The 20,329-nt window shown below is 55.9% G+C and carries 27 protein-coding genes and 1 pseudogene; 27 read left to right on the top strand and 1 reads right to left on the bottom strand.

The window, feature by feature from the left end:
* Window positions 1–164 precede the first annotated feature (164 nt).
* From BSL82_RS03635 to BSL82_RS21715, 13 genes are all read left to right on the top strand, one after another.
* Window positions 165–2,747 (top strand): DNA-directed RNA polymerase, encoded by a 2,583-nt coding sequence (locus tag BSL82_RS03635; protein ID WP_072596075.1) that lies wholly within the window; start codon window positions 165–167, stop codon window positions 2,745–2,747.
* Between the two features lie 29 nt (window positions 2,748–2,776).
* Window positions 2,777–3,295 carry a hypothetical protein gene (locus tag BSL82_RS03630; protein ID WP_072596074.1) on the top strand — a complete coding sequence of 173 codons (519 nt, stop codon included), beginning with the start codon at window positions 2,777–2,779 and terminating at the stop codon, window positions 3,293–3,295.
* On the top strand, window positions 3,296–3,505 hold the full coding sequence (locus BSL82_RS20905; RefSeq protein ID WP_072596073.1) for a hypothetical protein: 210 nt from the start codon (window positions 3,296–3,298) through the stop codon (window positions 3,503–3,505).
* A 119-nt stretch (window positions 3,506–3,624) separates the two neighbouring features.
* The gene (locus BSL82_RS03620) at window positions 3,625–3,900 is read left to right on the top strand and encodes a hypothetical protein (RefSeq protein ID WP_158010662.1); all 276 of its coding nucleotides are present in this window, start codon (window positions 3,625–3,627) and stop codon (window positions 3,898–3,900) included.
* Complete coding sequence (locus BSL82_RS03615; RefSeq protein WP_158010661.1) at window positions 3,890–4,252, top strand: hypothetical protein; 363 nt, start codon at window positions 3,890–3,892, stop codon at window positions 4,250–4,252. Before BSL82_RS03620 ends, BSL82_RS03615 begins: the two co-directional genes overlap by 11 nt.
* On the top strand, window positions 4,245–4,757 hold the full coding sequence (locus BSL82_RS03610) for a hypothetical protein (protein ID WP_072596070.1): 513 nt from the start codon (window positions 4,245–4,247) through the stop codon (window positions 4,755–4,757). The genes BSL82_RS03615 and BSL82_RS03610 overlap by 8 nt, the downstream gene beginning before the upstream one ends.
* A complete protein-coding gene (locus BSL82_RS03605) occupies window positions 4,758–4,991 on the top strand; it encodes a hypothetical protein (protein WP_072596069.1) in 234 nt (77 codons plus the stop codon).
* Window positions 4,988–5,245, top strand: a complete 258-nt coding sequence (locus BSL82_RS03600; protein WP_072596068.1) for a hypothetical protein — start codon at window positions 4,988–4,990, stop codon at window positions 5,243–5,245. Before BSL82_RS03605 ends, BSL82_RS03600 begins: the two co-directional genes overlap by 4 nt.
* A 16-nt stretch (window positions 5,246–5,261) precedes the next feature.
* A complete protein-coding gene (locus BSL82_RS03595; protein WP_072596067.1) occupies window positions 5,262–5,522 on the top strand; it encodes a hypothetical protein in 261 nt (86 codons plus the stop codon).
* On the top strand, window positions 5,519–5,920 hold the full coding sequence (locus tag BSL82_RS03590) for a hypothetical protein (RefSeq protein WP_072596066.1): 402 nt from the start codon (window positions 5,519–5,521) through the stop codon (window positions 5,918–5,920). Before BSL82_RS03595 ends, BSL82_RS03590 begins: the two co-directional genes overlap by 4 nt.
* A gap of 87 nt (window positions 5,921–6,007) precedes the next feature.
* Window positions 6,008–7,684, top strand: a complete 1,677-nt coding sequence (locus BSL82_RS03585; protein ID WP_072596065.1) for a ribonucleotide reductase barrel domain-containing protein — start codon at window positions 6,008–6,010, stop codon at window positions 7,682–7,684.
* A gap of 769 nt (window positions 7,685–8,453) precedes the next feature.
* The gene (locus BSL82_RS03580; RefSeq protein ID WP_072596064.1) at window positions 8,454–8,987 is read left to right on the top strand and encodes a DUF2815 family protein; all 534 of its coding nucleotides are present in this window, start codon (window positions 8,454–8,456) and stop codon (window positions 8,985–8,987) included.
* Window positions 8,887–9,288 (top strand): hypothetical protein, encoded by a 402-nt coding sequence (locus BSL82_RS21715; protein WP_418361271.1) that lies wholly within the window; start codon window positions 8,887–8,889, stop codon window positions 9,286–9,288. The genes BSL82_RS03580 and BSL82_RS21715 overlap by 101 nt, the downstream gene beginning before the upstream one ends.
* Here the strand turns inward: BSL82_RS21715 and BSL82_RS19880 are convergent.
* Window positions 9,260–10,206 (bottom strand): IS630 family transposase gene (locus BSL82_RS19880; protein WP_158010658.1). Its coding sequence is split into 2 segments (ribosomal slippage): window positions 9,260–9,858 and window positions 9,858–10,206, totalling 948 coding nucleotides; the frame shifts between segments, so codons are not numbered across the junction. The two genes, BSL82_RS21715 and BSL82_RS19880, sit on opposite strands and share 29 nt — an antisense overlap.
* 3 nt (window positions 10,207–10,209) lie before the next feature.
* On the opposite strand from BSL82_RS19880, the gene BSL82_RS21710 reads away from it, so the two are divergent.
* From BSL82_RS21710 to BSL82_RS03500, 14 genes and pseudogenes are all read left to right on the top strand, one after another.
* Window positions 10,210–10,437 (top strand): hypothetical protein, encoded by a 228-nt coding sequence (locus BSL82_RS21710; RefSeq protein ID WP_158010660.1) that lies wholly within the window; start codon window positions 10,210–10,212, stop codon window positions 10,435–10,437.
* Entirely contained in the window at window positions 10,437–10,613 is a 177-nt protein-coding gene (locus tag BSL82_RS20320) for a hypothetical protein (protein WP_158010659.1), read from the top strand. The genes BSL82_RS21710 and BSL82_RS20320 overlap by 1 nt, the downstream gene beginning before the upstream one ends.
* On the top strand, window positions 10,610–10,786 hold the full coding sequence (locus tag BSL82_RS19875) for a glycosyl hydrolase 108 family protein (RefSeq protein WP_083579019.1): 177 nt from the start codon (window positions 10,610–10,612) through the stop codon (window positions 10,784–10,786). Before BSL82_RS20320 ends, BSL82_RS19875 begins: the two co-directional genes overlap by 4 nt.
* Before the next feature lie 73 nt (window positions 10,787–10,859).
* A protein-coding gene (locus BSL82_RS19870; protein ID WP_158010658.1) for an IS630 family transposase occupies window positions 10,860–11,806 on the top strand; the annotation gives its coding sequence in 2 pieces (ribosomal slippage) (window positions 10,860–11,208 and window positions 11,208–11,806; 948 coding nt in all).
* Between the two features lie 21 nt (window positions 11,807–11,827).
* Window positions 11,828–11,920 (top strand): annotated as a pseudogene (locus BSL82_RS21705) (glycosyl hydrolase 108 family protein); the annotation flags it as partial.
* 6 nt (window positions 11,921–11,926) lie between these two features.
* Window positions 11,927–12,184, top strand: a complete 258-nt coding sequence (locus BSL82_RS03540; protein WP_418361270.1) for a putative peptidoglycan-binding domain-containing protein — start codon at window positions 11,927–11,929, stop codon at window positions 12,182–12,184.
* A 76-nt stretch (window positions 12,185–12,260) separates the two neighbouring features.
* On the top strand, window positions 12,261–13,754 hold the full coding sequence (gene istA / locus BSL82_RS03535; RefSeq protein ID WP_083579292.1) for an IS21 family transposase: 1,494 nt from the start codon (window positions 12,261–12,263) through the stop codon (window positions 13,752–13,754).
* Entirely contained in the window at window positions 13,751–14,518 is a 768-nt protein-coding gene (gene istB, locus BSL82_RS03530; protein ID WP_007686288.1) for an IS21-like element ISSsp5 family helper ATPase IstB, read from the top strand. The genes istA and istB overlap by 4 nt, the downstream gene beginning before the upstream one ends.
* A 209-nt stretch (window positions 14,519–14,727) precedes the next feature.
* Window positions 14,728–14,880: a hypothetical protein gene (locus BSL82_RS20315; protein ID WP_158010657.1), complete on the top strand. Its 153-nt coding sequence runs from the start codon at window positions 14,728–14,730 to the stop codon at window positions 14,878–14,880.
* Between the two features lie 267 nt (window positions 14,881–15,147).
* Complete coding sequence (locus BSL82_RS03525; protein ID WP_072596060.1) at window positions 15,148–15,366, top strand: helix-turn-helix domain-containing protein; 219 nt, start codon at window positions 15,148–15,150, stop codon at window positions 15,364–15,366.
* 167 nt (window positions 15,367–15,533) lie between these two features.
* Window positions 15,534–15,809 carry an Mce/MlaD family protein gene (locus tag BSL82_RS03520; protein WP_072596059.1) on the top strand — a complete coding sequence of 92 codons (276 nt, stop codon included), beginning with the start codon at window positions 15,534–15,536 and terminating at the stop codon, window positions 15,807–15,809.
* Window positions 15,806–17,422 (top strand): DnaB-like helicase C-terminal domain-containing protein, encoded by a 1,617-nt coding sequence (locus BSL82_RS03515; RefSeq protein WP_072596058.1) that lies wholly within the window; start codon window positions 15,806–15,808, stop codon window positions 17,420–17,422. The genes BSL82_RS03520 and BSL82_RS03515 overlap by 4 nt, the downstream gene beginning before the upstream one ends.
* 401 nt (window positions 17,423–17,823) lie before the next feature.
* Entirely contained in the window at window positions 17,824–19,713 is a 1,890-nt protein-coding gene (locus tag BSL82_RS03505) for a DNA polymerase (protein ID WP_072596056.1), read from the top strand.
* A complete protein-coding gene (locus tag BSL82_RS03500) occupies window positions 19,713–19,967 on the top strand; it encodes a hypothetical protein (RefSeq protein ID WP_072596055.1) in 255 nt (84 codons plus the stop codon). The genes BSL82_RS03505 and BSL82_RS03500 overlap by 1 nt, the downstream gene beginning before the upstream one ends.
* Window positions 19,968–20,329: the final 362 nt, after the last annotated feature.

Raw genomic sequence — 20,329 nt, 5'->3', positions numbered from 1 at the left:
GGCACCAAACTTTACTAAGGTTCCAGTGATAGTGTCCCAGTGCGGGACTAAAAGTGGGGTAACATTTCTGTAGACAATCTCATTCGGTATATGGTATTGAAAACGAGACACTTTCCTAAAAGGGATACTTACACTGGAAAGAGCGAGCGGGGAGTAGGCGTGAGATGTTTCTAGATAGCGAAGACCTCTTGAAAGCCCAAGCAGAGCGCGACGCTCTATCGCTGGCTGATGGTTACATAAGATTCAATGAGAACCAAAAGAGACTTGAGAAGAACGAAGGAGCTTACGCTACTCTAGAGTCCTCTAAAGTTATTAGAGGATGTATACCTTTAGTAACTAAAGAGATCGAAAGATACTTTAGTGAGACTAAAGATAAACTAGGGAAAGGAAAGACCCCATTCTCCTTTAGTGTCTTAAGAGACTTTGATCCTTCCAAAGCTGCTTACATTGGTCTTAATTCAGTTATCAATGCTATAGGCTCACAGAAGCCTTTAAGCCAAACTCTAGTTACCTGTGGACGTATGGTTCATAGCGAGCATGTGGCTCTCAAGCTGGAGCGAGAGAGAGGCAAGAAGATTGCTGAGAGGATAGGCAAGAAGCTCTCTATGCAGGGGTCTTCTGCTAACAGGTCCAAAGCCTTCAAGAAGCTGGTGGAGGATCAAGACATTGAGTTTGATGACTGGTCCGCTGATGTCTCTGCCAAGGTAGGCGAACCGCTGGTCAACGCTGTCCTCAAGGCCCTCCCTGACATCTTCAAGCTGGAGACGGTCTTCGTCAAGCGTGGCTCCTCCATGAACCTGATTGTCTTGACGGATGAGGGGTCTTCCCTGCTTAGGGACATCCGAGAGGCTGCGTCATGGATGCGCCCTGTCCTGAGACCTATGGTTGTCGCTCCCCGGCCTTGGGAGAGCTTCTATACCGGCTGCTACTACGATGAGAGGCTTGCCCGGACTGTCCCTCTTATGCGGACCTCCCAGAAGGACCACAGGAGGCTCCTGAAGGTGTCCCTAGGCAACGGACAGATGGCATATGTCCTTGAGGCCCTTAACGCCATCCAGGAGACGCCCTTCGCCATCAATGAGCCTGTCTATGGTGTCATCAAGTGGGCCTGGGAGAACAACATAGAGATCGAAGGCTTCCCTCGCTCCCAAAGGATCGACCTGCCTCCTCGTGTAGACGCTGAGGTGTGGGAACAGATGGACCAAAGGCAGCGTAAGGGCAAACGCCTCACAGTTGCTCAGATACACCAGAAAAATAGATCAATCGATGCGGACGTTAAGATCATGCTGGACGACCTTACGACCGCCAAGGAACTCATGGACTATGATAGATTCTACCTGCCCTGCAATCTCGACTTCCGAGGAAGGGTCTACCCCGTATGTCACTTCAATAATCAGCGGTCGGATCACGTCAAGGCTCTCTTCAGGTTTGCTGATGGAAAGCCTCTCGGCCCATCTGGAGCGTCTTGGCTGTGTGTCCATCTCGCTAACTGCGGAGACTTTGAGCGTGTCTCCAAGAGGCCCTTTGGAGACCGATTGAGGTGGGTAGAGGACAATCACGATCAGATAATAGCTACAGCCAACGACCCAATAGGCACCTTGGATCACTGGTCACAAGCAGACAGTCCCTTCATGTACCTTGCAGCCTGCATGGAGTACGCGAAGTGGAGGTCATCAGGATCAAGCGAAGAGTTCATAAGCTACCTGCCCGTAGCCCTGGATGGTTCCAACAGTGGCTTGCAGCACTACTCGGCAGCCCTGAGGTGCGAGAGAGAGGCAGCGATGGTATGCCTTACCGAAGCCTTGGAGCCTGCGGACGCCTATCAGATTGTAGCAGATGCAGCCAACGAACTGGTGAAGCTGGATGCTGCCAATGGAGACGTAAGGGCGCTTAAGCTGCTTGAGCTAGGCGGACTGGATCGAAAGATCGCCAAGCGTAACGTTATGACCTTCGCCTATAGCAGCGAACAGTTTGGCTTTGGACAGCAGCAAGTGAAAGATACCATGGGTCCAGAGAACGATGCTGTCTTGAAGGGACTGAAGGATCGAAACAAGTATGAGCTTCCTATCCTCGACCCTAAGAGCGAGAGGTACGGAGAGCCTGACAACGGTGTCCAATTAGCTCACTACATCGCCGCTAAGGTCTGGCATTCAGTCAACGCTGTGGTCACTGAAGCCTCTAAGGGCATGTCGTTCTTCAAGAAGGTTGCGGGAACACTGGCCCACGAAGGCAAGCCCCTGACTTGGGTAACTCCGGTAGGGCTTCCTGTCCTCCACAAGTACACTCAATGGGACGTGAAGAGGGTCAAGATGTTTCTGTTCGACCGTGACGTTGCTTTGGTGGGACAGGCGGAGGAAGGGTCACTAAGAGAAGTCCGGGCTAACATCCGCACTAAGCCTCTCGACAGGATCGACAAAGAGAAAGCTAAGAACGCTGTGGCCCCTAACGTCATTCACTCTATGGATGCTGCCCACCTCATGCTCACTGTGCTGGCATCGAAGGCTGAGGGTATTGAGCATTTCAGCCTAATCCACGACAGCTTTGGAACCCATGCAGGGTCTACCGAAAGGTTCTTTCACATAATACGAGAGGCGTTCGTGGACATGTATGAAAACTACTGCCCTCTCACAGAGGTCTATGAGAATGCTGCAAGATCACTGGACGATCCCTCTAGGCTCCCAGAGGTCCCGACAATTGGGAACTGGGAGGTACGTGAGGTACTTGACGCGCCCTATGCTTTTGCGTAGAGAATATACAAAATGAGAGAGTAACGGATATGAAACAGAAGATAGAGCGGATGCGGGAGGTTGCGGCCTTCCTCTGTGGGCACGCGCGATTGGAGGGCTATTGGTTCGATGACACGGTTCAGGGGCAGGGGTTCTGGTGGCGTAGGCACTTGGCCGAAGCCGTAACGGACATCCTATCTCACATCGACGCTCTTGAAGCGCGGGTGGAGAAGGGCACCGCCGACAGCGACAGGCTATTCAAGATTGCCGTCCATCACGAAGAACGAGCCGAAGCAGCCGAACGCGCTCTTGCAGAGGCGGTGAAGGAACGAGACGCGCTTCGCTCGGCGTCAACCATTATTCGTCAGCGTGATGAGGCGTGGCGAGCGCTTGTTTGGGTGTTCAGAAACGGCTTCCGCCACTCTTCCGAATGTCCGCCAGAAGTGAACATGGCGTTTAGCGACGCCTTCGCGCCAGAGCGGCAAGCCAACAACACGGTTCTTCAGATGACGGGGAAAACCGAGGAAGAGATCGCCCGCGCCTTTCTCACGAAGAGGGGAGAGAAGTAGATGGACAAGAGCACGCCCGTCTTTCCGCAGAGCCTATCCCCGGAAGGGCCATTCGGAGGCATGTCGCTTCGGGACTGGTTCGCCGGGCAAGCGCTGGCGGGAATCATGAACAGAGGCACGTTCGGTCCCGGGGACGCCAGTGGTTTTGCTCATTGCGCGTACCTTATCGCAGACGCCATGCTCGCAGCACGTGAGGCCCCCAATGACTGACCTCTCATCTCTGGCAGCATCGCGGCGACAGCCCCTTATCCGGGTGAAATGGCCTCATGGCGGTTGGCTCGTATGGAACTGGTCAACCCGCGATTGGGACTACCTCAAAGGACAATCTGATGACTGACGAACAGTGCACGCGATGTGGACACGAAAACGCGATCTGGGTCGCCCATTCCCCGCTTTGGAACGCTGTCATGCGTGGTGGCTGCATCAACGGCGAGCCAGAGTTCAACGACATGGTGTGCTCGGCTTGCTTTATGGAACTGGCAGAAGCGAAGGGCTTGGCGACCAAGTTCCGCGTGACCGCCGAAGAGATCAATACACCGCTTCAGATGACCACGCCATCCGGCCGCGTTTGGGATGACAAGAAGTGGCTTTGGGTTGAGGATTGAGCAGATGACTGACGAACGTGCGCTGAAACTGGCGCGGAAGGTGGCCAAGCCTTACCTGATCCGTATTGTCGCCCCCATGAAGCTGGACGAAGCGCATCTCGACGCAGGCGGGTATGACGACACTAACGCGGTGCAAATCGCCCTCGCCGCGATCAAGCTGACGACGCAACTGGCGGCTGAGATGGCCGTCAAACACGCTCAGCATCGCAAGTCTGCCCAGACGGATGCATTGAAGCGGAGGCAGCGGCAAGAGGCGCGGGATCATGAAAGCATGGCAATTGAAGCCATGCATATTTCCGGCAACCTCCGCGCCTTCAACCACCTCCCCAACGATGGAGGCGAGAATGTCTGACCTCTCAAAGCTGGCAGCATCGCTAACGGAGGCTCAGACTTACGAGAAGCCCCCGCACGGGTGGACGTGTTTCCATTGCGGCGAGACTTTCACCACGCCGGGTAGTGCCCGCTATCACTTCGGGTTCGATCCATCATCCGACCCAGCCTGCCGGATCAAGCTCGGCGCGGAACGTGGCCTCGTGATGGCGCTCCGGAAGGCGGAGGCCGACCTGGAGGAGATGCGCAGGCTCCTCCACGACGAGTCCTGCGAAGCCTATCGTCTTTACGCTTCGCAGACCACGCGCCATAATGCGCAGATCATGGCAGCCGAAGAAGCCGGTTACGAACGCGGTCTAGCCGATGGTCGCGCCCACCACCAAGCAGACGATGCGACGGTGGAGAGGGTGAACCGGCTGATCGCGGAACTTGAGAGCCTGCCAGATGAGTTCCGGCTTGTTGTCGCCCTCTCGTCCGGCGGCCGTAAACTAGCGGCAGCCATCGCAGCCATGCGGGAGGAGGGGTAGATGGAGTACGTTGTACCTATGTACGAGAGCGAGCGAGGATGGGGCGCAAAGATTGATGGATACGCTGGGCCGTTTGAAACAATAGATGCGGCCAACGTGTTTCGGAATGCCTACAATAAGAAGCGCAACAACAAAGACCAAGCGCCAGATTACTATATCCTCGCGCTCGAACCTGTCGCCTATAAAGGGCAAGAGTGTCTATACCGCTCTACCGTAGAGGATGATCTCCCATGACCAATCAACCCGACGATCTGGTTGAGCGCCTTCTTACGCAAGCGGACGGCTCGCGCACACCCTCGTTGCTCAAGGAAGCAGCCGCCCGCATCAAGGAACTAAAGGCAGAGGTGGAGATACTTCAATGCTTGGTTAGCGGAGGCTTGTACAGCAAGCGCAAGGCAGCAGAAGACCGCGCCGCCAAGGCCGAGGAGGCGCTGCGAAAGTGTCGCGATCAGCTCAGCTTCTACGGTAGTGGTACGTCGAGGCTCTAGGCGAGGAGAAAGCGTGATGGACGACAAGGACATTCGGAGCGGGATCAACTTCCGCAGCACTGTGTCATATGAAGGCGAAGACATGGCGGGCTACCCAAAGGCCCCAGAGATGGGCGATGTTCATTTCCAATTCGAACATTGCGGCTATATCATAAAGGTCGGCCTGCCGAGGGGATCGCTAGTCATGGCAGCGATGCCAAAATTCGACTGCCCGATCTGCGGTGACCGCCTGATGACAAGTGAGGCACAGGCGAGGAAAGAAGGGCTGATCGAATGACCGATCCAGCAGAACTGGCGAAGGGGCTAGACCTCTCCACCGATAACCTCAGGCGGCACCTGTTCTTAATGAATACAGGTGAGGCGCTAATCGCCCGCGCGGCTATCAGATGGGCGCTCGATCAGCTTGCCAGCACCATGAGCGCGGAAGGCTGGCATCCGGGAGAGACTGCGCCCAAGGATGGCACATGGTTTCTCGCATGTGGCGAACGTTTCGACCGCGAAGATTTGCCACCAGTTGGGCTAGCGCGGTGGGAAACCCGAAAGGTCGAACGGTGGGAATACGTTAGCGACCATATCCAAGAGCTTGTCGAACACGACGAAAGCGATTGGAGCACAGATGGCGACATTCTTTCGCCGGAATGGTGGATGCCTATCCGCGCCATGCCCCTGAAGTAGCCTCTCACCTTCCCAAGACTCCCAGCGCCTCGCCTAGTAAGCGGGGCGTTTTCTTTTTAACTCACACATGAAAGTACCTAATAACAAATGACTTGGCGATCCAACGTCAACCCACAGTTCCGCTCAAAGTTCTCTGAGGACATCTTCAATCAAAAGTACCGCCACGAAGGCGCTGAGACCTGGGAGGAGCTTTGTCACACGCTAGGCCATCAGGTCTGCGATGGTCTCATGTCCCACTCCGATGTTAACCAGCTTATTCAGTACATGGTTGAAATGAAGGTGATATTTGGAGGAAGGTACTTATACTACGCTGGACGGCCTAACGCCTTCTTCAATAATTGCTATTTGCTTAAGGCCGAAGAGGACTCCCGAGAAGACTGGGCGGACCTCTCATGGAAATCCGAATCCTGCTTGATGACCGGAGGAGGCATAGGGGCCGACTATTCGATCTATAGGCCCTCAGGTGCCCCCATAGCCCGCACAGGAGGCAAAGCGTCCGGCCCGCTCCCTAAGATGGAGATGATAAACGAGATTGGCCGTAGGGTCATGCAGGGAGGCTCCAGGCGCTCTGCGATCTACGCAAGCCTCAACTGGCAACATGATGATGCCCGGCAGTTCCTTACGATCAAGGACTGGGATCAATACCCGGTAGGCTCCACAGGTTACACCCTCAAGGACATCAAGGAGCAGGACTTTAACTATCCCGCCCCCTTGGACATGACCAACATCAGCTTGAATTATGATGATGCTTGGCTGTGCCAATACGAGGCCACAGGGGATGTAGGAGAGACATTCAGGCTCAATGTGCGCCAGGCTCTTAAGACAGCAGAGCCGGGCTTCTCGTTCAACTTTGGAGACAAGGCGCATGAAACCCTCCGTAACGCTTGCACTGAGGTTACTAGTGCTGACGATAGCGACGTGTGTAACCTTGGGTCTCTCAATCTAGGGCGGATAGAGAGCCTTCAGGAGCTTAGGGATGTTACTGAATTAGCCACCAAGTTCCTCATCTGCGGGACCCTTAAAGCCAAACTCCCGTACCAGAAGGTCTATGAGGTCCGCGAGAAGAACCGCAGGCTGGGCCTGGGTCTCATGGGGGTCCACGAATGGCTCATCAAGAAAGGATATCGCTATGAAGTCACCGAAGAACTGCACGAGTGGCTCGCCGTCTATCGAGACGTTAGTGATGCAACTTCGGCACTATTTGCATCCACTCTATCCGTGTCGCAACCTGTCGCAAACAGAGCTATCGCTCCTACTGGGTCTATCGGCATCCTTGCAGGCACAAGCACCGGAATTGAGCCACTGTTTGCTGTGGCCTACAAACGACGCTACCTCAAGGATGGAACCAACTGGGTCTACCAGTACGTGATCGATGGGACAGCTAAGGAGCTAATCGACCTCTATGGGGCCGACCCAGAGAAGATTGAGTCTGCTATGGACCTCGCAGGTGACTTTGAGAGGCGCATAGCTTTCCAGGCGGACGTTCAGGATTATGTGGACATGGCAATCAGTTCCACTATCAATCTCCCTGAGTGGGGAAGCGACCTGAACAATGAAGATACTGTGGATACCTTTAGCTCTACTCTTGCCCGATACGCCAAGCGGCTACGCGGCTTTACTTGCTATCCAAATGGCGCTCGTGGCGGTCAGCCCTTGACGCCTGTTCCTTATGGGGACGCAAGGATTCTCGAAGGAGAGGAGTTTAGCGAGCAAGTCCATGACATTTGTGACGTGAGCGGCAAGGGCGGCTCCTGTGGGGCTTAAGCCTCTCAAATGTGAGACAGTTTTCTAAAGGGGATACTTACACTATAAGCACCTGTCTCGTACCGGGCTTATAGTCTCTCAAGACCTCTCTCGACGGGGAAAGGCTGACGATGGGGCACAACCCATAAGACCCGACAACCGCTCACTCCTTACTTCCTATGTGGCGACGCTAGCTAGGGGCAGCAGGTGGAAGCCCTGCACACTAATGGAACACTGAATGCCTCTCAACGATGCACACTGTCAGTTAGCTTAGAGGGGATACCCTCAATGATAGCTACCGTGCCGATGGTCACAGGGTCTTCACCATCATTTTTACCCAAGAAGGTACGCTGCGGCCTGACGCAACATGGGCGACATGACGGGTAATCATGCGCTTGCCACCTCCAGCCATCCAAGCCTTCCATGTGTGGGCTTAGCGACCGGCCTCCGGGCTTTGGCCTTAGTGGATGGGTACCTTCTAATCCCCGCATTGGTCTCTAGCGGGTGAACAATTGAGACCATATATGACCTTAGGAGGACACTTGGTAAAACTAAATGTTTGCCGACCGTCTGCGCATGTCAACGGTCAGGAAATGCTGTCACGTATTCCGACATGTCCTAACGTATCCAGCTTTCAGAAATTCACACTTAACCAGATATTCATCGTCCAAGAGTTCGTGCGTGAGGTCAGAGATAATGAGCCATTCCAAGACTGGGATATACGTAAGGTCCTAATCCTGTCGGATAATCATTCTATTTTGACCGAAGCCATTAAACGGAAATTACTACAGTGAAGAAAACCAAACTAGCGACGCCTTTTGGCAGCGCACGTTACCCGCATATCTCCAAGCCGGACTCCACGGGGAAATATGCAGACAATAAGTACAAGACCAAGCTCGTCTTCAAGATCGATGACGAGGATGTCAATGCCATGGTCAAGAAGATCGATGCCTTCGCTGAGGAGGTCCACGGTAAGCAGTGGGCCAAGAAGCACGTCCCCTATGTGATCGACGAGGACGCCGGCGAGATCGTATTGACAGCTAAGACACAATACGAACCAGCCGTCTTCGATGCGAAGAACCAGAAGATCGGCAAGGATGTAACCATCGGTGGCGGAAGTGTCCTTCGTCTCTCCGGGTTCCTGATCGAGTACGACAAGGGCATCTCGTTCCAGCTTAAGCAGGCCCAGGTGAAGTCTGTTGCCTCTGCTTCCTCTGACTTCGATGAGGTCGAGGACGGCTATGAGTACGAAGGTTCTGGCGGGTTTGACGAAGGTGACGCGGAAGGTGGCGAAAGCTCCTCTGGTTCGGCGTTGGACCTCTAATAGAGCCGCTGGCAAGGCTCCTCGTTTAGCTAACGGTTATCGTTCAGGTCTCGAAGCGAAGATCGCCAAGGACCTTGAGGAGCGAGGAGTTCCTTATGAGTATGAGACAATGAAGGTAGGCTATTCGATCCCTGAGAGGGACGCCAAGTACACTCCCGATTTCATACTCCCTAACGGCATCATCGTAGAGGCCAAGGGTATATTCGATGCTGAGGATAGACACAAGCATGTCCTCGTTAAGAAGCAGCACTCCCACCTAGAGCGGTTTCCGATCATGCTGCATCGTATCCGCAGGCGGTGAAATAGTTGGCGCATTCTTGCGGGGTGTAGAGGTCGAGGATGCGGCCGATAGCGGTCCAGAGGCCGTGGATAGTGCGTTCGGCGGCTTTGCGCAGGTGCGCTTTGAGCTTCGAGAATGCTTTTTCGATCGGATTGAAGTCGGGGCTGTAGGGCGGGAGGAACAGGAGCGTTGCGCCCGCCGCCTCGATGGCCTCGCGCACCTCGGCGCCCTTATGGCTCGACAGATTGTCCATGACGACGATGTCGCCGGGGACGATCTCGGGGACGAGCACCTGGGTGATATAAGCGGTGAAGGCGTCGCGGTTAATTGGCCCGTCGAGCACCATCGGCGCGACCATGCCCGTGTTCCTGAGGCCTGCCACGAACGTCGTCGTCTTCCAGTGTCCGTGCGGAACGCCCGCGCGCAGCCGCTCGCCCTTGCGGCAGCGACCGTGGCGGCGCGCCATGTTCGTGCTGGCCCAGGTCTCGTCGATGAAGATCAGTCGGTCGGGGTCGAGATCGACCTGGCTCTCGAACCAGTCCCAGCGGCGGGCGAGGATGTCGGGCCGGTCCTGTTCGGTGGCGTGCGCGGTCTTTTTTTACGCGTGATCCCGTGCCGGTCGAAGAACCGCCACAAGGTACCGATCCCCACCGACACACCGTGCCCGCGCAGCATCGCCATCAACTCTTCGAGCGTCATGTCGGGCGTCTCGGCAATGGCGGCCCGGATGAGATCGCCGTGCGCCTCGATCCGCGCCGAACGGCGGTCGCCGCCCTGCGGGCGCGGTGCTACCGAGCCCTTGGCAAGCAGCCTTTGCCGCCACCGGATTGCGCTCGACACGCTGATCCCGAACCGCGCCGCCGCAGCACGGCACGACAAGCCGTCTTCGACCGCCGCCAAAACACGCTCGCGCAAATCCACAGACAAGGCTCGACCCATCCCATGCCGACCTCCTCACCGGCAAATCGGATGAATCAGAAAATATGCCGCTTGGGAATCCCTCGCGATTCAATCAGCTCGGAAACCGCTCTAGATATCCGTTTCGTTTTCAGCCGTTCCTCTTCGCCAATCTACAAGGGTTCAAAGACAACTCTTGGTGCTTGGTGTGAGAAGAACGGCTTTCTTTATGCTGACAAGACCATTCCCGAGGAGTGGATCAAGGAGAAATAATGTCTGTGGAGATCATCAAGAGGTACGAAGTTAGAGATAAAGACGGCCTCGTAGCCGGTTTCGTGGATATCGGGCGTGAATACGTCGATTTTACACGGGAGTACGCAGATTCCCCGTTTCTCTCCATTCCATACGAGGACTTCTACTACATCACCAAGGATATCGTTGGACTGTGAACATCGAAAGTGAACTCAACGCTCTCCTTCACCGCGAAGGGGGCTACGTCAACAACCCCAACGACACAGGTGGCGAAACCAACTGGGGCATCACTCGGGGGGTAGCGGTAGCGAACGGCTACTCAGGCCCCATGAAGGACCTCCCTCTAGCGTTAGAGCGGTTTCCGAGCTGATTGAATCGCGAGGGATTCCCAAGCGGCATATTTTCTGATTCATCCGATTTGCCGGTGAGGAGGTCGGCATGGGATGGGTCGAGCCTTGTCTGTGGATTTGCGCGAGCGTGTTTTGGCGGCGGTCGAAGACGGCTTGTCGTGCCGTGCTGCGGCGGCGCGGTTCGGGATCAGCGTGTCGAGCGCAATCCGGTGGCGGCAAAGGCTGCTTGCCAAGGGCTCGGTAGCACCGCGCCCGCAGGGCGGCGACCGCCGTTCGGCGCGGATCGAGGCGCACGGCGATCTCATCCGGGCCGCCATTGCCGAGACGCCCGACATGACGCTCGAAGAGTTGATGGCGATGCTGCGCGGGCACGGTGTGTCGGTGGGGATCGGTACCTTGTGGCGGTTCTTCGACCGGCACGGGATCACGCGTAAAAAAAGACCGCGCACGCCACCGAACAGGACCGGCCCGACATCCTCGCCCGCCGCTGGGACTGGTTCGAGAGCCAGGTCGATCTCGACCCCGACCGACTGATCTTCATCGACGAGACCTGGGCCAGCACGAACATGGCGCGCCGCCACGGTCGCTGCCGCAAGGGCGAGCGGCTGCGCGCGGGCGTTCCGCACGGACACTGGAAGACGACGACGTTCGTGGCAGGCCTCAGGAACACGGGCATGGTCGCGCCGATGGTGCTCGACGGGCCAATTAACCGCGACGCCTTCACCGCTTATATCACCCAGGTGCTCGTCCCCGAGATCGTCCCCGGCGACATCGTCGTCATGGACAATCTGTCGAGCCATAAGGGCGCCGAGGTGCGCGAGGCCATCGAGGCGGCGGGCGCAACGCTCCTGTTCCTCCCGCCCTACAGCCCCGACTTCAATCCGATCGAAAAAGCATTCTCGAAGCTCAAAGCGCACCTGCGCAAAGCCGCCGAACGCACTATCCACGGCCTCTGGACCGCTATCGGCCGCATCCTCGACCTCTACACCCCGCAAGAATGCGCCAACTATTTCACCGCCTGCGGATACGATGCAGCATGATCGGAAACCGCTCTAGCCAAGGAAATCTACCGCAAGCAATACTGGACGGGGCCGGGGTTCGATAAGCTCTCTCAGGTCTCTCCAGGCGTCGCTACGGAGCTATTCGATACTGGAGTGAACATGGGTCCCAAGGTGGCCTCAGTGTTTCTCCAGAGGTCTCTCAACGCACTCAATAGGCAAGGCAGGGATTACGCTGACCTTACCGTTGATGGGAATGTTGGTCCTGCTACCTGCGCTGCCCTCAAAGCCTTCATCACGAAGCGAGGGGACACTGGAGAGTCTGTGGTTCTCAAGGCCCTCAACTGCCTCCAGGGTGCCCGGTACATTGAGTTGGTGAGAACGGCGGAGCAATATTCGACCACGGTAGCGGCGGGATAGTCCTGCTGCGGGCGGCGTAAAAGTCGTCCACCTTGAAGCCTTTCTGCCGAGTCAGGGAGGTGTGGGGATCTACAGCGTGGAACTTTATCTTCAGGTCCGTCTGGCTTGCGCGGATGGCATGAGCCAACGGGCGGCGGCGAAGCGTTTCAATGTGTCGCGCGATACGGTACGCAAGATGCTGTCGTTTTCATCGCCGCCGGGTTACCGGCGCCAGTCCGTACCGCAGCGCCCGAAGCTGGACGGGTTTGTGGCGATCATTGATGGATGGCTTGAGGGTGACCGCAGTGTCCCGCGCAAGCAACGCCATACGGCGAAGCGGGTATTCGACCGTTTGCGCACCGAGCATGGTTTCACCGGCGGCTATACGATCATCAAGGATTACATCCGGGAGCGCGAACAGCGCAGCCGGGAGATGTTCGTGCCGCTGGCGCACCCTGCGGGAGATGCGCAGGCCGATTTCGGGGAAGCGCTGGTGGAGATCGGCGGGGTGGAGCAGAAGGCCTACTTCTTCGCGCTCGATCTGCCGCACAGTGATGCCTGCTATGTGCGGGCCTATCCGGCGGCGGTGGCGGAGGCCTGGGTGGACGGACACGTGCATGCCTTCGCGTTTTTCGGCGCGGTACCGCGCTCGATCGTCTATGACAACGATCGCTGCCTTGTGGCGAAGATCCTGCCCGACGGCACGCGGCAGCGTGCCACGCTGTTCAGCGCTTTCCTGTCACATTACGTGATCCGCGACCGCTATGCTCGCCCGGGCAAGGGGAACGAGAAAGGCAATGTGGAGGGGCTGGTAGGCTATTGCCGGCGCAACTTCATGGTGCCGATCCCGAAGTTCCCGACCTGGGAGGCGTTCAACCTGTGGCTGGAGGAGCAATGCCGCAAGCGCCAGCAGGACAAGGTGCGCGGGCAGAGCGAGACGATCGGTGAGCGCTTGGAACGCGATCTCGCGGCCATGCAGCCTCTGCCCGCTACACCCTTCGAGGCCTGCGATCAGAAAGGCGGGCGGGTCTCCTCGCAATCCCTGGTGCGCTACAGGACCAACGATTATTCGGTTCCGGTGGCCTGGGGCCATCAGGAGGTCTGGATCAGGGCCTATGTCGATGAGGTGGTGATCGGCTGCCGCAGCGAAGTCATCGCCCGTCATCCTCGTTGCTATGCCCGCGAGGAGGTTGTCTTCGACCCGCTCCATTATCTCCCGCTGATCGAGCAGAAGATCAACGCATTCGACCAGGCTGCGCCTTTGCAGGGCTGGGACCTGCCCGAAGCGTTCACGACACTGCAGCGGTTGATGGAAGGGCGCATGCACAAACATGGCAAGCGCGAATATGTGCAGGTACTGCGCCTGCTGGAAACGTTCACCCTCGCCGATCTCCAGGCGGCGGTCGAACAGGCCATCGATCTTGGCGCCATCGGCTTCGATGCCGTCAAGCACCTCGTCCTGTGCCGGATCGAACGCGTACCGCCCAGGCTGGACCTGGACGTCTATCCCTTCCTGCCACGCACCACGGTCGAGAAGACCTTTGCCAGAGCCTATCTGAGCCTGCTCTCCGACCGGCAGGAGGCCGCATGAGCGATCAGGCCCCGGAGATCCTTCTCGCTCACCATCTCAAGGCGCTCAAGCTGCCTACGTGCCTGCGTGAGCATCACAAGCTCGCGCGGCAATGTGCCGCTGAAGGCGTCGATCATATCCGCTTCCTCGCCCGCCTCGTCGAGATGGAAATGATCGACAGGGAGCGTCGCATGGTCGAGCGGCGCATCAAGGCCGCGCGCTTCCCCGCCGTCAAAAGCCTCGACAGCTTCGACTTCGCCGCCATCCCCAGGCTCAACAAGATGCAGGTGCTCGAGATGGCGCGCTGCGAGTGGATCGAGCGGCGTGAGAACGCCATCGCTCTGGGGCCATCAGGCACCGGAAAGACGCACGTAGCGTTGGGGCTCGGACTGGCAGCATGCCAGAAAGGACTGTCGGTGGGCTTCACCACCGCGGCAGCGCTGGTCAGCGAAATGATGGAGGCCCGCGACGAGCGCCGTCTTCTGCGCTTCCAGAAGCAGATGGCCGGATACAAGCTGCTCATCATCGACGAACTGGGCTTTGTGCCGCTCTCCAAGACCGGCGCCGAACTGTTGTTCGAGCTGATCTCCCAGCGTTACGAACGCGGCTCCACCTTCATCACCAGCAACCTGCCCTTCGACGAATGGACCGAAACCTTCGGATCTGAGCGTCTCACAGGCGCGCTCCTCGATCGCCTGACCCATCACGTCAGCATCCTCGAGATGAACGGCGAAAGCTATCGCCTCGCGCACAGCCGGGCCCGCAAGGCCAAAACCAGACCCTGAAAATTACACCAATGCCGGGGGGAGTGGCCCTCGGGCTACGCCCTCACGCCACTCCCCCCGGCATGTAACACGATGGCCTGGTTTTACGCCGCCGAATGGCCGACTTTTGCTCCGCCGTTGACAAGGGCGTCAAGCCAACGAAGAGTTTGTCTTTGGTTGGCTCAATAGCCGCATCTACCTGAATTAACGAGTGAAAGGCGATAATCACTATGGAACAAGAAGTAAACCTCACGGCTCTCTACGCCAAGCGAGCAGCACTGATCGATCTTCAAGATGAGATTGATGATCGCCTTGACCTCCTTGAGCATCACATCAGGCTCTTAGGCGGCGAAGTGCCGACTGAAGGGAACACAGCGTCATGAGGTGCTTTTGGCATCGATGGAGCAACTGGTCTCAGGCCCGACGCTTGGGCGCGACTCTCATTTCTTACCAAGAACGCTACTGCAAGCGTTGTGACAAGATTGATCGGAGGACCTTATGATGATCGCGATCCTTGGCATGTTCCTAATAATCCTGAAAGCCTCAGGAGTCCTGCCTTGGTCTTGGTGGGTCTGTATCAGCCCTTGGCTACTCCTCGCTTCCCTTGAAGCCTTCGACCGCATCTATTGGACCTTAGAGGACAGATAGAAATGAAAAAGATTGAATCCCAGAACTCCCGCCTCCTTAAGCATTTCATCAAGGCAGGCCGGATCACACAGCGTCAGGCAATGGCTGACTACAGCATACAGTCGCTGACTAAGCGTATCTCAGAGTTGCGTAAGATGGGCTACGGCATCATCAGCAACATCAAGCAGCATCCGATTACCGGACAGCGGTACGCCGAATATGTCTTGGAAGGCCGGGCGTAAAAGCTGGGGGTCAGATAAGGCTCTCTAGCTTGAACCCCTAAGGCCATATCGAGATGGCTATCCGACCCCCGGAGCCGGGGGATTACATGACCGTAATGAGTTTGGCAACCCTCTCGGTGATGTACCTCCTACGCTTCCTTTAACTGTGTATCACAATAGGACATTCCATGTCAGAGATCAAATCATTCTTTCGTACACTATACGAACGTATCGTCTCCTGGTTCCGAGAGTCTCTCAGCATCTTTCGCAAGGACCTCTCAGGGGCGCTAGCTGCTTTCGATAAGGCGAGCCGTAAGCTCGATCAGTTCCTTGTGGACTCTCACGAGAACCTGAAGAAGCTGGCAGCTATCCGAGAGTCTGTGCAGCGTGAAATCGAAGCCAGGAACTCCGAGATCGATCGGGCATACCGTATCAGCCACAGGCTCAATGAACTGACGAAGTGAGTACCGACGATAGTGTCTTCATCGCCCACGAACCTTGCCCCCAATGCGGCTCCAGAGACAACCTCGCTAGATACTCAGATGGTCACGGACATTGTTTTGGATGCAACCACTTTGAGAAAGGTGACGGCCAAGCTGGGGATAGCGAGAATGCTTTCGACGCGACCGGACGTGAGGCTACACCTGGACGACGCTTTGAGCCTCTTGACGGAACCATATCTTCCATTCCCAAGCGGGGCCTCAGCGAAGAGACCTGTCGCATCTGGGACTATCGACTGGGAGAGACTTCAAGAGGCGAACCGTGCCATATCGCCAACTATCGAGACACAGCCCGAACTCTTGTAGCCCAGAAGCTCCGTACAGGGGCAAAGGACTTCCCGGTTCTGAAGGATAAGGGCACTAAGCTCCCTCTCTATGGGATGTGGCTGTGGCCTAACGATAGGCGCTCCATCATCATCACTGAAGGTGAACTGGATGCTCTATCGGTCTCTCAGGCCCAAGGTCACAAATATCCTGTCGTAAGCCTGCCTAACGGTGCCCAAGGTGCCCACAAGTCAGTCAAAGAGAATTATGATTGGCTCTGTGAGTTCCAGAAGATCGTCCTCATGTTCGATAGTGACGAACCGGGACGAGAAGCAGCCATGCGCTGCGCTGAGATGCTCCCGCCTGACAAAGTGCTAATTGCCGACATTGCTCCCTACAAGGATGCCAATGAGGCCTTGGCCGACGGTAAGCCGGGTGCCATTACTCAAGCCTTCTGGAACGCTAAGGCTTACAGACCTGATGGTATCGTCACGGCCCTTGATGTCTTCGATGATATCCTAGGGGAAGACGAGAGGGGCTTACCGTACCCCTGGGATGGCCTGAATCGGCTGACGCTAGGTGCCCGACAGGGTGAGCTAGTCGTCATCACGGCAGGCTCAGGGATTGGTAAGTCTACCCTCGCACGAGAGATCGCCTATCACCTCCACCAGCACCACAAGCAGACCGTTGGGATGCTCATGCTGGAAGAGAACAACAGACGGACCCTAAGGTCTATCGTTGGCCTCCACCTCTCCAAGAACCTTGTTGTAGATCAGTCACAAGTCACCCCAAGCGACCTAGCGAATGCCAAGGAAGAACTCTTCGGCAATGGGCGTGAGCTTTATCTGTTCAACCACTTTGGCTCTACCGATGTAGACAACATCATCAACCGTATCCGCTATCTGGCGAAGGTCTGCGGGTGTCGTTGGGTTATCCTTGACCACCTCTCGATCCTCATAAGCGGAACCGAAAGCACCGATGAGCGCAAGCTGATCGACATGACAATGACCAAGCTCCGTACCCTTGTCGAAGAGACCGGGATCGGAATGTACGTCATTAGCCACCTTACGCGGCCTGATGGAGACAAAGGGCACGAGGATGGAGCCAAGGTTCGCCTGAAGCAGCTTCGAGGCTCTCACGCCATCGCACAACTATCCGACATGATCTTCACGGTCGAAAAGCCCTCTGACGATCCTACAGGAGACACTGTGGAGGTGGGGGTAGCCAAGAACCGGCTGACTGGCGAACGAGGCCATGCGGCTACCTTAAGATACGACCGGGAGACCGGCAGGCTCACTGAAAGCGAGTTCTAATAAGGAGACGTTTCTATGGGCGCTATTGGCCCAGGCACATCTGCGCCTAAAATCAGTATAGACGTTGAGTTCTGGAGCAAGCAGCCCCCATCGGAAATCATTAAGGCCCTATGGGACCGAAGTGCCTGGATATGGGAAGAACAAGCCAAGCTAGGCCCTAAGAACCCCCACAACGTCGGATCGGCTCTCCTTATCCAGAGATGGCAGGAGGAGCAGCGGGTCCTTAGGCGCTTCATTCCTCTTAAGGGTATCGAAGGCACACCCAAGCCCTGCCAGGAATGCACCCACTACAGGCAAGAAGACCGGCGCTGTGGCCTCACGAATCTCCCCACCAAAGAGGCGAGAGAACCGGGGGAACCATGCGCTCCTCGGGGCCTCATGTTCAAGTCTAAGGAGGCCCAGTGGCTCGATACATAAGCGACCTAGAAACTGATGGCCTCCTAGATCAAGTCACTAAGATACACTGTGCGGTACTGAAAGACATTGATACGGGCGAAGTGCGAGGCTTCAGACCACATGAGATCGATAAGTACCTGGATATAGCTTCTAAGGCTGAGTTGATCGTAGGCCACAACTGGATTTCTTATGATCATGAGGTCCTTAAGAAGCTACATGGTTGGGATTATCCTGCATCTCAGGTGCGCGATACTCTCATCTTAGGCAGGCTGGTCTATCCAGATATCAAGCAATCAGACTTCAAGAGATACGAAAGGTGGAAACCTTATGCCAAAACAGACCTCGGATGCTCTACTACTTATCCTGACGGGATTTCTCATGTCCCTCCTCGTTTCGACGGTAATCTAATAGGTGCCCACAGCCTGAAGGCTTGGGGACAGCGGCTAGGCAACTTCAAGGGCGACTATAAGGGCGGATGGGAGACTTTCAGCGAAGACATGTTCTCTTACATGCTCCAAGACGCTGAAGTTACCTACGACCTCTACAAGAAGCTCATGGCTCAACAGCCCTCTGAGCAGTCCATCGTCCTTGAGCATCGCGTAGCTTGGCTATGTGCTCAGATGGAGAGGAATGGGTTTCCTTTTGATGTCCATAAGGCGTCAGAATTATATGCCCAACTTTCTAACGAGAGGGAAGGCTTAAGGCGCGAGCTAGTCGGCCTATTCCCTAACTGGAAGGTACGTCTCCCTGATTTTGTGCCTGCCAGAGACAACAAGACCAAAGGCTACGTCAAAGGTGAGCCAGTAGAACGCTGGAAGGAACATGAGTTCAACCCGGCCTCTAGGAAGCACATCGCTGACCGGCTGATCGACAAGTACGGATGGGAACCCAAGGTCTTCACCCAAGAGCGTATCAAGGATGAAGACGGCACATGGATACAGCCTGGGTCCCCCAAGATCGATGATGAGGTCCTCAATTCCCTGCCATACCCAGAGGCCAAGAAGCTCGCACGATACTTCCTGATTGAGAAGCGTATCGGACAGATAGCTGAAGGCAACGAAGCGTGGCTCAAGGTCCAGAAGAACGGGAAAATCCATGCACGTTACAACACCAATGGGGCTGTCACAGGCCGCGCAACGCACTCAAAGCCAAACATCTCACAGGTCCCGCGTATATCAAGTCCTTTCGGACGGGAGTGTCGTGAACTATTCCATGTGCCTTCAGGGTGGGTCCAAATCGGTGCCGATCAGTCAGGCTTGGAACTAAGGTGCCTCGCTTCCGACATGGCATCCTTCGATGGAGGAGCGTATGGAAAGATCGTCACCACAGGCGATGTCCATACGGCCAATCAACAGGCAGCAGGCTTAACTACCAGAGACCAAGCGAAGACATTCATCTACGCCTTCCTCTACGGGGCAGGCCCGGAGAAGATCGGATCGATAGCCAATGGGGGCGCAGGGAAGGGCAGGCAGCTACGTGATGCCTTCCTGAAGAAAACCCCGGCCCTCAACAAGCTAATCAACGCAGTCAAGACGGCTGCCAGGAGAGGCTGGATTAAGGGTATTGATGGCCGCAAGCTCCCTGTAAGGAGTGAACACGCGGCGCTCAATACGCGGCTCCAGAACTCCGGAGCTATCATCTGCAAGCAATGGATCGCTGATTATGAGGACGCCCTTGTAGCTCAGGGTCTAAAGTATGGCTGGGATGGGGACTTTGTGTTCCTCTCATGGTCACACGATGAAGCCCAAGTAGCCGTAAAGGACGACCCGAAGCTCATCGAGATTGTCTCCAAGACAGCCGTAGATACGGGGCGCATGGCAGGGGAGCCTTATGGGTTCAACTGTCCGCTTGATGTTGAGTTTAAGATTGGAAGGAATTGGGCAGAATGTCACTAATGGATAAACTGAAGCGCGTGCCTCCAACACCAAAAGATGCTGAGGAAGACGCACAACGCCACCCTAAGTTCAAGATCGATGCCTGTGTGTCAGATGATGACAAGCCTTTCGTAGTTAGCCGATGGGGATATCATTCCTACTCGGAGGGGATTGGCGGATATTATGGCTGGAGGACTTGGGAATTCTTCGCAACTCTTGAAGAGGCTAAAGCCTTCATGGAAGAGTACAGTGACCTCCCGATCTACTACGCATAAGACTATCTATGACACCTCAATAACGACCGGAGGGACAGCTTACAAAGATGGGCGTTATACCGAGTGGATGCGCTGTGCAGGCGTAGAGGTCCCTTTACGTCACCTAGAGCGCGTCAGAAGAGTGTTCGAGAAGCGAGGCCATAGTGAAACATCATCTGCCTATGAAACGATTAAATGGCTAAAGAGATATTGCAATCACAAGGCCTTAAAGAAGCTCTCCAAGCCATCTACCTGACCCCCTGCAAGACCCGATCAGACTTCGCACGAGAACATGTCGAGGACATAGGCATCTTGGCGTGTCTAGGGTTTATCACCTTGAAACAAGGGAAAGACGTATGGGGCCGGGAGTGGCGAGTGACAGT

Source organism: Tardibacter chloracetimidivorans (assembly GCF_001890385.1).
GTDB lineage: Bacteria > Pseudomonadota > Alphaproteobacteria > Sphingomonadales > Sphingomonadaceae > Tardibacter > Tardibacter chloracetimidivorans.
This window is presented reverse-complemented; position numbering and strand designations above follow the sequence as displayed.